The organism is Streptomyces sp. NPDC030183 (assembly GCF_055573455.1).
Genome location: NZ_JBVIBK010000007.1, coordinates 1 through 14,042 on the forward strand (window position 1 = coordinate 1; position 14,042 = coordinate 14,042).

Consider the following 14,042-nt stretch of genomic DNA (forward strand, 5'->3'; position numbering starts at 1 on the left):
ATGTCGCAATCCACACCAGGCCAGAAGGCCCTCACCCGTTTCAAGATCCTTCAGCCGAGACTTGCGTCACGAACCTCCGTGGACAGAACACCTAGGGCCCTCCGGGGGCCCTCCGGGCCCTGAGGGGGCGGGCGGCCGGGCGAGTTGCCGCGGGGACGACGCGACCCCCGCGGCCCTGACGGGCGCGGGGGTCGCGTCGGTGCGTGCGGGTGCTCAGTCCTTGATCTCGCAGATCGCCGCGCCCGAGGTGATGGAGGCGCCGACCTCCGCGCTCAGGCCCTTGATCGTGCCGGAGCGGTGGGCGTTGAGGGGCTGCTCCATCTTCATGGCCTCCAGGACCACGACGAGGTCGCCCTCCTTGACCTCCTGGCCCTCCTCGACGGCGACCTTCACGATCGTGCCCTGCATCGGGGAGGCGAGGGTGTCACCCGACGCCGCCGGGCCCGACTTCTTGGCCGCGCGGCGCTTGGGCTTGGCGCCCGCGGCCAGGCCGGTGCGGGCCAGGGTCATGCCCAGGGCGGTGGGGAGGGATACCTCCAGGCGCTTGCCGCCGACCTCGACGACGATCGTCTCGCGGTCCGACTCGTCCTCGGGCTCGGCGGTGTCCGCGGGAGCCGCGAACGGCTTGATCTCGTTGACGAACTCCGTCTCGATCCAGCGGGTGTGGACCGTGAACGGGTCGGTGGAACCGGTGAGTTCGGGAGCGAACGCCGGGTCCTTCACGACCACGCGGTGGAACGGGATGGCCGTGGCCATGCCCTCGACCTGGAACTCCTCCAGGGCGCGCGCGGCACGCTGAAGGGCCTGCTGCCGGGTGGCGCCGGTGACGATCAGCTTGGCCAGGAGGGAGTCCCAGGCCGGGCCGATGACACTGCCGGACTCCACGCCCGCGTCCAGGCGGACACCGGGACCGGACGGCGGGGTGAACGTGGTGACCGTGCCGGGGGCCGGGAGGAAGTTGCGGCCCGGGTCCTCGCCGTTGATGCGGAACTCGAACGAGTGGCCGCGCATCGGCGGGTCGTCGTAGCCCAGCTCCTCGCCGTCGGCGATCCGGAACATCTCACGGACCAGGTCGATGCCGGTGACCTCCTCGGTGACCGGGTGCTCCACCTGGAGGCGGGTGTTGACCTCCAGGAAGGAGATCGTGCCGTCCATGCCGACGAGGAACTCCACCGTGCCGGCGCCGACGTAGCCGGCCTCCTTCAGGATGGCCTTCGACGCGCGGTACAGCTCCGCGTTCTGCTCGGGCGACAGGAACGGCGCCGGGGCCTCCTCGACCAGCTTCTGGTGGCGGCGCTGGAGCGAGCAGTCGCGGGTGGAGACGACGACCACGTTGCCGTGCTTGTCCGCCAGGCACTGGGTCTCGACGTGCCGCGGCTTGTCCAGGTAGCGCTCCACGAAGCACTCGCCGCGACCGAACGCCGCGACCGCCTCACGGACGGCCGAGTCGTACAGCTCGGGCACCTCTTCGAGGGTGCGGGCCACCTTCAGACCGCGGCCGCCGCCGCCGAACGCCGCCTTGATGGCGATGGGCAGGCCGTGCTCCTCGGCGAACGCCACGACCTCGTCGGCGCCCGACACCGGGTCGGGGGTGCCCGCGACGAGCGGGGCGCCCGCGCGCTGGGCGATGTGACGGGCCGCCACCTTGTCACCCAGGTCGCGGATCGCCTGCGGCGGCGGGCCGATCCAGATCAGGCCCGCGTCCAGCACCGCCTGGGCGAACTCCGCGTTCTCCGAGAGGAAGCCGTAGCCCGGGTGGATCGCGTCCGCCCCGGAGTCCTTGGCCGCCTGGAGCACCTTGGCGATGTCCAGGTAGCTGGTGGCGGGGGTGTCACCGCCCAGGGCGAACGCCTCGTCCGCGGCACGCACGTGCAGTGCGTCCCGGTCCGGTTCCGCGTACACGGCCACGCTCGCGATCCCGGCGTCCCGGCACGCCCGGGCGACGCGGACAGCGATTTCGCCTCGGTTGGCGATCAACACCTTGCGCACGATGGCTCCCTCTCCTTGAAACAAGCCGAGTTTAGGGACTGCCGACACGGCGTTTCGACCCGTCCTCAATGGTGACCTTGCCCACACGGAGCGTGAATCGAGGCTCGCTCGACCGGCGAAATCCCTTGTCGTACCGCATCACGCAGGACTCCACCCGAAAACCCTAGCCCTCCACTGTGGTCAAGGTCTCTGTGCGGCCGCGCTGCGGCCGGTTGGGTTTCTTTGTGGAGTCCCTACTAATGGCCCAACGATTCTTTGCTCTCGTGAGAACCCTTGTCCCCGGGTTTACCCGTTAGTAGCGTTCGCGATGTCTCGAACACTTACGTGGGGTGACGGCGCCCCGGCGGGAACGGCGCGGGCAGGGAAAGTGGGTGGGTGGCGGTGATCCGCAGACCGGTGGCGGTGGTCACGGCGATCGTGCTGTTCGCGGAGGGGCTGGGGATCGCCCTGCTCCAGTGGTTCCTCGGCACCGTCGTCGACCGGCAGAAGATGTCCCTCGCCGGGCTGGACCCCGACGCGATGTCCGTCTCGTCCAAGGCCGGGGGTGTCGTCTTCGGGCTCTACTTCGCGTTCTGCGGGTTCGTCGCGCTGCTCGTCGCGGTACGGGACCGGCCCGCGGCCGGGCTCGGGCGTGTCGTGCTCATCAGCGCGGCCGTGGTGCACGGGCTGCTCGGCGCGCTCACCGTGGGGCTGGTCGGGTGGGGCGCCTTCGTCTTCATGATGGTGGTGCTGGCGCTCGTGGTGCTCACCCTGATGACGTACGACCGGAAGGCCGACGCCGGAGGCCGGGGCCCGGGGCCGGGCGCCGCCGAGGACGGCACGCCGGCCGCGCCCGTCGCGCCGCCGGCCGCCGGCGCCTCCTGAGCCGCCGTCACCGCGCTCGGGGCGTCCACAGGTCCGTGATGGCCACGTCCAGTTGGGCCAGCAGACGGCGGACCAGCGGGAGGCTGATGCCGATGACGTTGCCGTGGTCGCCGTCGATGCCGTCGATGAACGGGGCCGAGCGGCCGTCGAGCGTGAACGCGCCCGCGACGTAGAGGGGTTCGCCCGAGGCCACGTACGCCGCGATCTCCTCGTCGGAGGGGTCGCCGAAGTGGACCACGGTGGAGGCGGTGGCGGAGGTGTAGCGGCCGGTGGCGGTGTCGTAGACGCAGTGGCCGGTCTGGAGGGTGCCGGCGCGGCCCCGCATCGCCTTCCAGCGGGCTGTGGCCTCCTCGGCGTCGGCGGGCTTGCCGAGGGCCTCGCCGTCCAGGTCGAGCACCGAGTCGCAGCCGATGACGAGGGCGCCCTTGACCTCGGGCTTCGCCGCCACGACGGATGCCTTGGCCTCGGCGAGGGCGAGGGCCAGTTCGGCGGGGGTGGGAGCGGTGACGGCGTCCTCGTCCACTCCGCTGACGATCACCTCGGGGTCCAGGCCGGCCTGCCGGAGCAGGTTGAGGCGGGCGGGGGACTGGGAGGCGAGCACCAGGCGACGCCGGGAGTGCAAGTCGGTCATGCGGTCAGCGTAGCGGCGGGCGCGGGGCGGCCGAGGCCGCCGTTGACCGGCGTTCAGCGGATGCCCAGGACCAGCATGGCCAGGACCATGGCCAGCGCCATGAGGATGCTGAGCCGGCGGAGCATCTCCTGGGTGTCTCGGAGTTCCTTCGGCGGCTCGTTCTCAGGGTCGGACCACAGCATGCTCCGATGGTGCGGGGCGCTGTGGTCCGGACGCCTGAGTACGCGTACTCAACTAGAAGCCGGTGGTTCCGCTCAGCCGGGCCAGTAGGTGCGGCTCCACGAGGTGGGGCCCGGGGCCGGCAGGCGGTGCGCGGCGATGCGGGACGGGTCGGACCAGGAGTCCCGGGGGGCGGGCGCGCCGGACGGCTGCGTGGCCGCCGCCGCGGCGCGCGCTTGGACCACCGCCAGGGCGGCGGCCAGCTCCTCGGGGGTCGGATTGCCCCGTACGACCTTGATCACGATGGCTCCCGTCAGGTCTAGAGGGGGATGTTGCCGTGCTTCTTCGGAGGCAGGGACTCGCGCTTGGTGCGCAGCTGGCGCAGGCCCCGGACGATGTGGCGGCGGGTGTCCGAGGGCATGATCACGGCGTCCACATAGCCGCGTTCGGCCGCCGTGTAGGGGTTGAGGAGGGTGTCCTCGTACTCCTGGATCAAGCGGGCGCGCACCTCCTCGCGCTCCTCGTCGGAGGCGGCGGCGATGGTGCGGCGGTGCAGGATGTTGACCGCGCCCTGGGCGCCCATGACGGCGATCTGGGCGGTCGGCCAGGCCAGGTTGAGGTCGGCGCCGAGGTGCTTGGAGCCCATGACGTCGTAGGCGCCGCCGAACGCCTTGCGGGTGATGACCGTGATCAGCGGGACCGTGGCCTCGGCGTAGGCGTAGATCAGCTTGGCGCCCCGGCGGATGATGCCCTCGTGCTCCTGGCCGACGCCCGGGAGGAAGCCGGGCACGTCGACGAAGGTCAGGACCGGGACGTTGAAGGCGTCGCAGGTGCGGACGAAGCGGGCCGCCTTCTCGGAGGCGTCGATGTCCAGACAGCCCGCGAACTGCATGGGCTGGTTGGCGACGATGCCCACCGGATGGCCCTCGACCCGGCCGAAGCCGGTGAGGATGTTCGGCGCGAACAGGGCCTGCGTCTCGAAGAACTCGCCGTCGTCCAGGACGTGCTCGACCACCGCGTGCATGTCGTACGGCTGGTTCGCGCTGTCGGGGACGAGCGTGTCCAGCTCGCGGTCCTCGTCGGTGACGGACAGGTCGGCCTGTTCCGGGAAGGCCGGGGGCTCGCTGAGGTTGTTCGACGGGAGGTAGGACAGGAGCTGCTTGACGTACTCGATCGCGTCCTTCTCGTCGCCCGCCATGTGGTGGGCCACGCCCGAGGTCGCGTTGTGCGTACGGGCGCCGCCCAGTTCCTCGAAGCCGACGTCCTCGCCGGTGACCGTCTTGATGACGTCCGGGCCGGTGATGAACATGTGCGAGGTCTGGTCGACCATGACCGTGAAGTCGGTGATCGCGGGCGAGTACACCGCGCCACCCGCGCACGGGCCGACGACCAGGGAGATCTGCGGGATCACCCCGCTCGCGTGGGTGTTGCGGCGGAAGATCTCGCCGTACATGCCGAGGGCCATGACGCCCTCCTGGATACGGGCGCCGCCGGAGTCGTTGATACCGATCACGGGGCAGCCGGTCTTCAGGGCGAAGTCCATCGCCTTCATGATCTTCTGGCCGAAGACCTCGCCGAGGGAACCGCCGAGAACGGTGAAGTCCTGCGAGAACACGGCGACGGGGCGGCCGTCGACCGTGCCGTACCCGGTGACGACACCGTCGCCGTACGGGCGGTTCTTCTCCATGCCGAAGTCGGTGGAACGGTGGCGGGCGAACTCGTCGAACTCCACGAAGGAGTCGTCGTCGAGGAGCAGTTCGATCCGCTCACGGGCCGTCAGTTTGCCCTTGGCGTGCTGCTTCTCCACCGCGCGCTCGGAGCCGGCATGCGTCGCCTCGTGGATGCGGCGCTGCAGATCCGCGAGCTTCCCCGCGGTCGTGTGAATGTCGATGTGTGCTGGCTCTTCCGGCTCGGACATCGGGGTGCGGCTCCCTGCCTGCTCAGTGGGACGGGGGACGTGAGGACTTCGGGGTGCGTGCCCGCTCGGGACGAGGGCTCGCGCTGTCTCGTTACGTGCTCATGCGTGCTCAGAAGTAGCGGTGGTTACTCATCCGTAGCGTAGTGCTGCGCCTACCGTTCGGCAGTGCGGCGTTTACCACACCTAGGGTGGGTTGCATGACGCCGCGAGATGCTTCAGACGACAGCCGCTGGTCCGACCTCGACCGTCCGCCGCTCAACGGGGCCGCGTTGCGCCGGGCGCTCGTACGGGGCGGCGGGCACGGGGGCCTGTACCGCGATGTGGAGGTCGTGCAGCGCACCGGCTCCACCAACCACGACCTGGTGGGTCTCGCGGCCCGGGGGGACGCCGACGAGGGAGCGGTCCTCGTCGCCGAGGAGCAGACCGCCGGCCGCGGCCGTCTCGACCGGCAGTGGACGGCCCCGCCCCGCTCGGGGCTCTTCTTCTCCGTCCTCCTCAAGCCCACCGACGTCCCCGTCCACCAGTGGGGCTGGCTGCCGCTGCTCGCCGGGGTCGCCGTCGCCACGGGCCTGTCCCGGGCCGCCGGCGTCGATACATCACTCAAATGGCCCAACGATGTGCTGGTGACCGTCGGCGGTGAGGAACGCAAGGTCGGCGGCATCCTCGCGGAGCGCGCGGGCGACGGGGTCGTCATCGGGATCGGCGTCAACGTCAGCCTGCGCGAGGACGAGTTGCCCGTGCCCACCGCCGGGTCCCTGGCCCTCGCCGGCGCCGTGACCACCGACCGCGATCCGCTGCTGCGCGCCGTTCTGCGCTCCCTGGAGGACTGGTACGGCCGCTGGCGTGGGGCCGCGGGCGACCCCGCGGTGAGCGGGCTGCAGGAGACGTACGCGGCCGGGTGCGCGACCCTCGGGCGCACGGTGCGGGCCGAGCTGCCGGGCGACCGGTCGATCGTCGGGGAGGCCGTGGCCGTCGACGGCGACGGGCGGTTGGTGCTGGCCACCGGAGAAGGGGTACGGGAGCCGGTGGGGGCCGGGGACATCGTGCATCTGCGTGCCATGTGAGAAAGAGGAGACAGCAGGGGGCGGTGGGGTGTGTGGGGCGCCTGTTGTCCGGGCACCCGGTGACGGCGTCCAGTCCATCCCGCCGCCGGACGGCGGGCCGCTGGGCGGGGTGCGGGTGGAGCACCCGGGGGTTCCGCTCCCGGGGGCGGCGCCCACGCCGGGGCCGTACGGTCAAGGAGGGCACCCCCGGCGGCCGCACCTGACGGAGTGAGCTGGCGCACACCTGCCGTAGAGTTGAGGCCGGTCGAGTACGTGACCGCGGGAGATCGGAAGGGCAGCTGGCGTGAGCGTCGAGGACACCGGCACGGACGCGCAGGGCCGCGTGGACCCGCCGGACCCCCAGGGCGCGGACGGCGGCGAGGAGGACCCGCTCGCGCTGCGGCTCGAAGGGCTCATCCTCGGTGCCGAGCGCCGTTACACCCCCTTCCAGGCGGCCCGGAGCGCGGGCGTGTCCATGGAACTGGCGTCCCGGTTCTGGCGTGCCATGGGCTTCGCGGACATCGGCCAGGCCAAGGCGCTCACCGAGGCGGACGTCCTCGCCCTGCGGCGGCTCGCCGGTCTCGTCGAGGCGGGGCTGCTCAGCGAGGCCATGGCCGTGCAGGTGGCACGTTCCACCGGGCAGACCACCGCGCGGCTCGCCGAGTGGCAGATCGACTCCTTCCTGGAGGGGCTGACGGAACCGCCGGAGCCGGGCATGACCCGCACCGAGGTGACGTACCCCCTGGTCGAACTGCTCCTGCCGGAGCTGGAGGAGTTCCTCGTCTACGTCTGGCGCCGCCAGCTCGCCGCCGCCACCGGGCGGGTCGTGCAGGCCGCGGACGACGAGGAGATGGTCGACCGGCGGCTCGCGGTCTGCTTCGCCGACCTGGTCGGCTTCACCCGGCTCACGCGCCGGATGGAGGAGGAGGAGCTCGGCGAGCTCGTCGAGGCGTTCGAGACCACGGCGGCGGACCTCGTGGCCGCGAACGGTGGCCGGCTGATCAAGACCCTGGGCGACGAGGTCCTCTACGCCGCGGATGACGCGGGGGTCGCCGCCGAGATCGCGCTGCGCCTGATCGAGACCATGGCGAACGACGAGACCATGCCCGAGCTGCGCGTCGGCATGGCCTTCGGGACGGTCACGACCCGGATGGGGGACGTGTTCGGCTCCACGGTGAACCTCGCGAGCCGGCTGACCTCCATAGCCCCCAAGGACGCGGTCCTGGTGGACGCCGCGTTCGCCGAGGAACTCATCCGCACCGGTGAGGCGCCCGCGTCCGAGGCGGAGGCCGCCGAAGCCGCGGCCGCCGCCGAGAAGGAGGGCGAGGAACCGCCTACCTACCGCTTCGCCCTCCAGCCCATGTGGCAACGCCCCGTCCGCGGTCTGGGCGTGGTCCAGCCGTGGCTGCTGACCCGCCGACCGGGCAAGCCGTAGACCGCGCTGCTCGCCGAGGGCCGCTCGCCGAGGGCTGAGGGCTCCGGGCCTGTGGCTGCCCTGCCGACCGCCCTCACCTGCCGGTCGGCGTGTCACCGACACACAGGCCGACGATCGGGACGCACAGACCCGGTCCCTGCGGCCGGGACGGCTGGGTCGGCTGGGCCGGCTCGGACGGACTGTCGGGGGCGGGCGGGGAGTCGGGGGCGGCCGGTTGCCGGGGGGCGGGCGACTGTTGGGTGGGCGTGGTCGGGGCGGGCCGGGCGGCCTCGGGGGCCGCGGGGCTCTCCGGGAGGGTGGCGTCGGCTGTAGGGGCGCGGTCGGCGCCGGGGCCGTCGGGGAGTTCCACGCCGATCGAGGGGACGGACGAGGCCGCCGACGGTGTGGGCACGGCGGTGGCGGAACCCGGTGACGGCGGTGGGGACGGCGTGGGGCTCGTGTCGCCCATGGGCGCGTCGGCGGTCGGCTCGGCCGACGGTACGCCGCCCACCTGGGCCCCGGCGCCGGTCGAATCATCCGTGAGGTCGTCCGCCGCCCTGGGCGCGGTCCCGGCGGCCGTGCCGCCACCGGCGACCGGATCCGAGGCCAGCCGCAGCAGGCTCAGGGCGCCCGCCGCCAACGCCATCCCGCCGACCGCGAACAACACCTTCCGAGGCCGCGGCCGCCGGTGCCGCCCCCTGGGCCGAGCGACGAGCGAAACGGGGGCGACCTGGTCCGGAGCCACGACGCTCACCGCCGAGACGGGGGGCGCGACCGCAGTCGGGGCGGGAGTGGCGCCAGTGGTGGCCGCCTGGGGCGTCGCGGACGTCTGGGGCGCAGTAAATGGGCGAGGCGCAGCGGATGGGCGGGGCGTCGCGGTCGGCCGGGACGCCCGGGGGCTCGCCGGCGCCGTAGGGGCTCCCGTCGGGGCCCATCGCGTCGAGCCGCCCCCGATCGCCTCCGGCGGTGCGGGCCGGTGGCTCGGTGGCTTGGACGTGCCCAGGGCGTCCGGCGAACCGTTCGGCTGGGGGCTCGGCTGCTTCGGCGTGCTCTGGCTGTCGGGCGAGCCGCTCGGCTGGGGGCTCGGTGGTGTCGACGTGGCCCTGGTGTTGGGCGTAGCGGTTGGCTGGGGGGTGGGCTGTCGCGGGGATGGCGGCCGGGGTGGTTGTCGGGGCGCAGCCGACGGCGCGCTCGGTGGCGTCCCCGTCGTGGGCGTCGTCGTCGGCCTGGTCGCCGTGTGTGTCGTCATGGTCCGTCCTCCCTCCGCGCCCCTGTCCCCCGGTGCGCCTGGCGGAGCGCAGGCTATGCGGAGAGAACAGCGACGGGGCCGACGAAGGGCTCGATGTCACTCGAACGGGGAAACGGGCCGACGCGTTGTCGCGCCGTGTTGCCGAACGCGTCGCCGCAGGGGTTCCACGGCGTGTTACGGGGTTTTGCGAGGCCGGGCGGGCTGCGATGATCGAGGGTGACGGTAGTTAACCCGCGTTAACCGGAGGGTGTGTCATGGGTGTCGGGGTCGATGTCGCAGAGGGGCCGGGCGGCGAGCGGCGGTACGGCGAGTTCGTGGTCGTGCGGCGGCACGCCTACGTCGCCGAACTCGCCCTCGACCGGCCGAAGGCCATGAACGCCGTGTCCACCGACATGGCCCGCTCCATCGCCGCCGCGTGCGACGCGCTGGCCGCCGACCGGGACGTACGGGTGGTCGTGGTCACCTCGACGCACGAGCGGGCGTTCTGTGTGGGGGCCGACCTGAAGGAGCGGAACTCGTTCAGCGACGCGGAGCTGGTGCGGCAGCGGCCCGTGGCGCGGGCGGCGTACACCGGTGTGCTGGAGCTTCCGATGCCGACCGTCGCGGCCGTGCACGGCTTCGCGCTGGGTGGCGGGTTCGAGCTGGCGCTGTCCTGCGATGTCATCGTGGCCGACCGCACCGCGGTGGTGGGCCTGCCGGAGGTGTCCGTGGGGGTGATCCCCGGCGGCGGCGGTACGCAGTTGCTGCCGCGCCGTGTCGGGGCCGCGCGGGCCGCCGAGCTGATCTTCACCGCGCGGCGGCTGGAGGCCGTGGAGGCGCGGGAGTTGGGTCTCGTGGACGAACTGGTGGCCGAGGGGCAGGACCGTACGGAGGCGTTGGCGCTGGCCGCGCGGATGGCCGCCAACTCACCCGTGGGGCTGCGGGCCGCGAAGCGGGCCCTGCGGCTCGGGCACGGCCTCGATCTGCGGGCCGGTCTGGACGTCGAGGACGCGGCGTGGCGTTCCGTGGCCTTCTCGGGCGACCGCGCGGAGGGTGTGGCCGCGTTCAACGAGAAGCGGAAGCCGGACTGGCCGGGGGAGTGAGCCAAGGGCTTTGCGGGGCCGTACCCCTGTTCGCCCCACCAACGTCCCAAATCGGAGCAAAGCTCCCTAGCCTGGAGTGGTGGGCGAGGACAGACGGCTGAGGGCCGTGGTGGCGCTTGCGCGGGGCATGGCCGCCGCGCACACGCCCCGTGAGTCGTGGCGGGCGGCGGCGGACGGGGCGTGCCGGGCCCTGTCCGGCAGTTTCGCCGCGCTGTCCGTGTGGGAGCGGGAGCGCGGGCTGCTGCGGGTGCTCGTGAACGTGGGCATCCGGGCGGCGGACGAGGAGGAGTTCCCGGAGGACGAGACGTACCCCGTGCACCAGTTCCCGGAGATCGCGGAGTTCCTGCACGAGCGGTGGCTGGAGGGCGGTGAGCCCAACGCCTGGGTGGAGACGGCGGCCGGGCCCGTCGCGGACCGGCGCCGGGGCGGCTACTGCCATCAGCGGGTGGCGGCGCTGCGCCGGCGCGGCCGGGGCTGCTGCGTGGTGGCGCCCATCGTGCTGAACGGCAGGGCGTGGGGCGAGCTGTATGTGGCCCGGCCCGCCGGGGAGCCCGTCTTCCACGGCGACGACGCCGCCTTCGCGACGGTCCTCGCCTCGGTCGTGGCGGCGGGGATCGCGCAGTCGGAACGGTTGGAGGAGGCCCGGCGGCTCGCCTTCACCGACCCCCTCACCGGCCTCGGCAACCGGCGCGCGGTCGACCTGCGGCTGGACGAGGCGATGGAGGCGCACCGGCGCGACGGCACCGTGATCAGCCTGGTGGTCTGCGACCTCAACGGCCTGAAGAAGGTCAACGACTCCTACGGGCACGCCGTGGGCGACCAGGTGCTGGAACGGTTCGGCTCGGTGCTCTCGCGCTGCGCGGCGGAGCTGCCCCACGTCCTGGCCGCGCGGCTCGGCGGGGACGAGTTCTGTCTGCTCGCGGTGGGCCCGTCCGCGGACGAGGTGGTGCGGGTCGCCGGTGATCTGTGCGCGCGGGCGCGGGATCTGGAGCCGGGTGACGGGGTCGCGTGCGGGGTCGCCTCCACGGGGGACCCGATCGGGCCGCTGCGCTCGGCGCGGCGGCTGTTCCGGCTCGCGGACGCCGCGCAGTACCGGGCCAAGGCCGCCGGTTCGATCGAGCCGGTCGTCGCGGGCCGGGAGGGCGACGGTGCCGAGGACCCGGTCGTCAGTCTCGCCGACCGGCCGCCCGCCCCCGTCGATCCGGCACACCCCGGGGACCGGCGCCGCATTCGAGGGCGCCGGTCCTAGGGCGGGCCGCGCGGTGTTCGAGGTCGCGCGCGGCCCTCGGACGCCTACGGCCCGGGAGTGGTCGCGTCGCCGGGGCCGTAGGGGCCCCACGGCCGACAGGGGGGAGTGGTGGCCGTGGGGACAGGGTCGTCCGAGGCGTCGGCCCCTCGTGTGCGCGCACCGGGAGGGTGCGCACTGGGAGGCGTCGACGCATCAGGTGTCACGACCGTAACCCTCCGCCACACCAGGCACCTCTGTTACCTGCGAGTTTCTGATCGTTCTTTGATCGAATTCTAAGAAATTTCTGATCATTCCCGGATCTACGCGAATTGCTTCGTCCGTGAATGTCGCGGATCGTGTGGCGGGACGGCGGACGAGTAAGGAGCCCCCCTGGCGACCGGTCGTGACATTCGGCGATTCAGTCCCTACGATCCTGAATATGGATATGCACTCTGTGGACACGGTGGTGCTCGGGACGTCCGGAGTCACCGCCGCCGACGTCCTCGCCGTCGCGCGCGCCGGCGCCCGGGTCGAGCTCTCCGAGGAGGCGCTGACGGCCCTCGCCGCGGCTCGCGAGATCGTGGACGCGCTGGCGGCCAAACCGGACCCCGTCTACGGGGTCTCCACCGGCTTCGGTGCCCTCGCGACCCGGCACATCAGCCAGGAGCTGCGCACCCAGCTCCAGCGCAACATCGTCCGGTCGCACGCGGCCGGCATGGGCCCCAGGGTGGAGCGCGAGGTCGTCCGCGCCCTGATGTTCCTGCGGCTGAAGACGGTCTGCTCCGGTCGTACCGGCGTGCGCCCCGAGGTCGCGCGCACCATGGCCGACCTCCTCAACGCCGGGATCACCCCCGTCGTGCACGAGTACGGCTCCCTCGGTTGCTCCGGCGACCTCGCGCCGCTGTCGCACTGCGCCCTCACCCTCATGGGCGAGGGCGACGCCGAGGGCCCCGACGGCGTCGTCCGGCCGGCCGCCGAGCTGCTCGCCGCGCACGGCATCACCCCCGTCGAGCTGCGCGAGAAGGAGGGGCTCGCCCTCCTCAACGGCACCGACGGCATGCTGGGCATGCTCGTCATGGCGCTCGCCGACCTGGAGACGCTCTACACCTCGGCCGACGTCACCGCCGCGATCTCCCTGGAGGCGCTGCTCGGCACCGACAAGGTCCTCGCCCCCGAGCTGCACGCCATCCGCCCGCACCCCGGACAGGGCGCCTCCGCCGCCAACATGCTGGCCGTGCTGAAGGGTTCGCAGCTCACCGGACACCACCAGGACGACGCGCCGCGGGTGCAGGACGCGTACTCGGTGCGCTGCGCCCCGCAGGTCGCCGGGGCCGGGAGGGACACCCTCGCGCACGCCCGGCTCGTCGCCGAACGGGAGTTGGCGTCGGCCGTCGACAACCCCGTCGTCCTGCCGGACGGGCGGGTCGAGTCCAACGGCAACTTCCACGGCGCCCCGGTCGCGTACGTGCTGGACTTCCTCGCCATCGCGGTCGCGGACCTGGCCTCGATCGCCGAGCGGCGCACCGACCGGCTGCTCGACAAGAACCGCTCGCACGGGCTGCCGCCGTTCCTCGCCGACGACGCCGGTGTCGACTCCGGGCTCATGATCGCCCAGTACACGCAGGCGGCGCTGGTCAGCGAGCTGAAGCGGCTCGCCGTCCCGGCCTCGGCGGACTCGATCCCGTCCTCCGCGATGCAGGAGGACCACGTCTCCATGGGGTGGTCGGCCGCCCGCAAGCTGCGCACCGCCGTCGGCAACCTCACCCGGGTGCTCGCCGTCGAGCTCTACGCCGGCACGCGCGCCGTGGAGCTGCGCGAGGGGCTCACGCCCGCGCCGGCCACCAGGGCGGTCATCGAGGCCGTACGGAAGTTCGGGGTCGAAGGCCGCGGGCCGGATCGTTTCCTCGCCCCCGACCTGGCGCTCGCCGACACGTTCGTCCGGGAGGGGCGGCTGGTCGCGGCGGCCGAGTCGGTGACCGGCCCGCTGGCCTGACCCTAGCCCTCACGGGGCAGACCCGACCGGAACGCGCAGGGGGGCACCGCCGACGTGGCGGTGCCCCCCTGTGTTACGCGTGTCAGCGGCGCGCCTGTCAGTACGCCTCCAGGCGCCCCTGTCGGACCGAGTACGCCACGAAGCCGGCGCCGAGGCCCAGGAAGAGGGTGCCGCCGACAATGTACGGCGTGGTGTTGGGGCTTCCGGTGTCGGCGAGTTGGGCGGTGCGGCCCGTCGACTCGCCGTCCTCGGCCGCGCCGGAGGCCGCGGTCCCGTCGGAGTCGGTGGTGGCGGCCGCCCGCTGCCGTATGTCCGGGGACTCCTGGGTCGCGTTGGCCGACGGCACGAACCACAGGGCAGCCAGAAGGGTCCCCGCGGCGGTGGCGGTCAGCAGCGATCGGCGGGCGGTGGGCGACGCGCGACGTGCGACGGACACGGAATATCGATCCCCTTGTGACGCTGGCGAATTGGC

The 14,042-nt window shown here is 72.8% G+C and carries 13 protein-coding genes; 6 read left to right on the forward strand and 7 right to left on the reverse strand.

The window, feature by feature from the left end:
• Positions 1-213 precede the first annotated feature (213 nt).
• Positions 214-1,989 carry an acetyl-CoA carboxylase biotin carboxylase subunit gene (locus tag ACZ4Z2_RS09975; RefSeq protein ID WP_468074204.1) on the reverse strand — a complete coding sequence of 592 codons (1,776 nt, stop codon included), beginning with the start codon at positions 1,987-1,989 and terminating at the stop codon, positions 214-216.
• A 381-nt stretch (positions 1,990-2,370) separates the two neighbouring features.
• On the opposite strand from ACZ4Z2_RS09975, the gene ACZ4Z2_RS09980 reads away from it, so the two are divergent.
• On the forward strand, positions 2,371-2,853 hold the full coding sequence (locus ACZ4Z2_RS09980; protein WP_468074206.1) for a hypothetical protein: 483 nt from the start codon (positions 2,371-2,373) through the stop codon (positions 2,851-2,853).
• Between the two features lie 7 nt (positions 2,854-2,860).
• Here the strand turns inward: ACZ4Z2_RS09980 and ACZ4Z2_RS09985 are convergent, their stop codons facing one another.
• The 4 genes from ACZ4Z2_RS09985 to ACZ4Z2_RS10000 form a co-directional block, all read right to left on the reverse strand.
• Entirely contained in the window at positions 2,861-3,484 is a 624-nt protein-coding gene (locus ACZ4Z2_RS09985) for a Maf family protein (protein WP_468074208.1), read from the reverse strand.
• A 53-nt stretch (positions 3,485-3,537) separates the two neighbouring features.
• Positions 3,538-3,666: a morphogenic membrane protein MmpB gene (gene mmpB, locus ACZ4Z2_RS09990; RefSeq protein WP_468074210.1), complete on the reverse strand. Its 129-nt coding sequence runs from the start codon at positions 3,664-3,666 to the stop codon at positions 3,538-3,540.
• 72 nt (positions 3,667-3,738) lie between these two features.
• Positions 3,739-3,948, reverse strand: coding sequence for an acyl-CoA carboxylase epsilon subunit (locus ACZ4Z2_RS09995; protein WP_468074673.1), 210 nt, complete (start codon positions 3,946-3,948; stop codon positions 3,739-3,741).
• A gap of 14 nt (positions 3,949-3,962) precedes the next feature.
• Positions 3,963-5,561 carry an acyl-CoA carboxylase subunit beta gene (locus ACZ4Z2_RS10000; RefSeq protein ID WP_468074212.1) on the reverse strand — a complete coding sequence of 533 codons (1,599 nt, stop codon included), beginning with the start codon at positions 5,559-5,561 and terminating at the stop codon, positions 3,963-3,965.
• 197 nt (positions 5,562-5,758) lie between these two features.
• Between ACZ4Z2_RS10000 and ACZ4Z2_RS10005 the strand changes: the two genes are divergently transcribed.
• Positions 5,759-6,625: a biotin--[acetyl-CoA-carboxylase] ligase gene (locus ACZ4Z2_RS10005; RefSeq protein WP_468074214.1), complete on the forward strand. Its 867-nt coding sequence runs from the start codon at positions 5,759-5,761 to the stop codon at positions 6,623-6,625.
• A 283-nt stretch (positions 6,626-6,908) separates the two neighbouring features.
• Complete coding sequence (locus tag ACZ4Z2_RS10010) at positions 6,909-8,039, forward strand: adenylate/guanylate cyclase domain-containing protein (RefSeq protein ID WP_468074216.1); 1,131 nt, start codon at positions 6,909-6,911, stop codon at positions 8,037-8,039.
• A gap of 73 nt (positions 8,040-8,112) precedes the next feature.
• Here the strand turns inward: ACZ4Z2_RS10010 and ACZ4Z2_RS10015 are convergent, their stop codons facing one another.
• On the reverse strand, positions 8,113-8,685 hold the full coding sequence (locus ACZ4Z2_RS10015) for a hypothetical protein (protein ID WP_468074218.1): 573 nt from the start codon (positions 8,683-8,685) through the stop codon (positions 8,113-8,115).
• 836 nt (positions 8,686-9,521) lie between these two features.
• On the opposite strand from ACZ4Z2_RS10015, the gene ACZ4Z2_RS10020 reads away from it, so the two are divergent.
• The 3 genes from ACZ4Z2_RS10020 to hutH all read left to right on the forward strand — a co-directional run bounded on the left by ACZ4Z2_RS10020 (position 9,522) and on the right by hutH (position 13,570).
• Entirely contained in the window at positions 9,522-10,349 is an 828-nt protein-coding gene (locus tag ACZ4Z2_RS10020) for an enoyl-CoA hydratase/isomerase family protein (protein ID WP_468074220.1), read from the forward strand.
• A 79-nt stretch (positions 10,350-10,428) separates the two neighbouring features.
• The gene (locus ACZ4Z2_RS10025) at positions 10,429-11,598 is read left to right on the forward strand and encodes a GGDEF domain-containing protein (protein ID WP_468074221.1); all 1,170 of its coding nucleotides are present in this window, start codon (positions 10,429-10,431) and stop codon (positions 11,596-11,598) included.
• 433 nt (positions 11,599-12,031) lie between these two features.
• A complete protein-coding gene (hutH, locus tag ACZ4Z2_RS10030; protein ID WP_468074675.1) occupies positions 12,032-13,570 on the forward strand; it encodes a histidine ammonia-lyase in 1,539 nt (512 codons plus the stop codon).
• Between the two features lie 97 nt (positions 13,571-13,667).
• On the opposite strand, the gene ACZ4Z2_RS10035 is transcribed toward hutH, so the two are convergent.
• Positions 13,668-13,964 carry a hypothetical protein gene (locus ACZ4Z2_RS10035; protein WP_468074677.1) on the reverse strand — a complete coding sequence of 99 codons (297 nt, stop codon included), beginning with the start codon at positions 13,962-13,964 and terminating at the stop codon, positions 13,668-13,670.
• Positions 13,965-14,042 lie beyond the last annotated feature (78 nt).

Coding starts and splice junctions, on each gene's coding strand:
- ACZ4Z2_RS09985 (WP_468074208.1), bottom strand. CDS start 3,484: ATGACCGACTTGCACTCCCGGCGTCGCCTGGTGCTCGCCTCCCAGTCC.
- ACZ4Z2_RS10005 (WP_468074214.1), top strand. CDS start 5,759: ATGACGCCGCGAGATGCTTCAGACGACAGCCGCTGGTCCGACCTCGAC.
- mmpB (WP_468074210.1), bottom strand. CDS start 3,666: ATGCTGTGGTCCGACCCTGAGAACGAGCCGCCGAAGGAACTCCGAGAC.
- ACZ4Z2_RS10000 (WP_468074212.1), bottom strand. CDS start 5,561: ATGTCCGAGCCGGAAGAGCCAGCACACATCGACATTCACACGACCGCG.
- ACZ4Z2_RS10020 (WP_468074220.1), top strand. CDS start 9,522: ATGGGTGTCGGGGTCGATGTCGCAGAGGGGCCGGGCGGCGAGCGGCGG.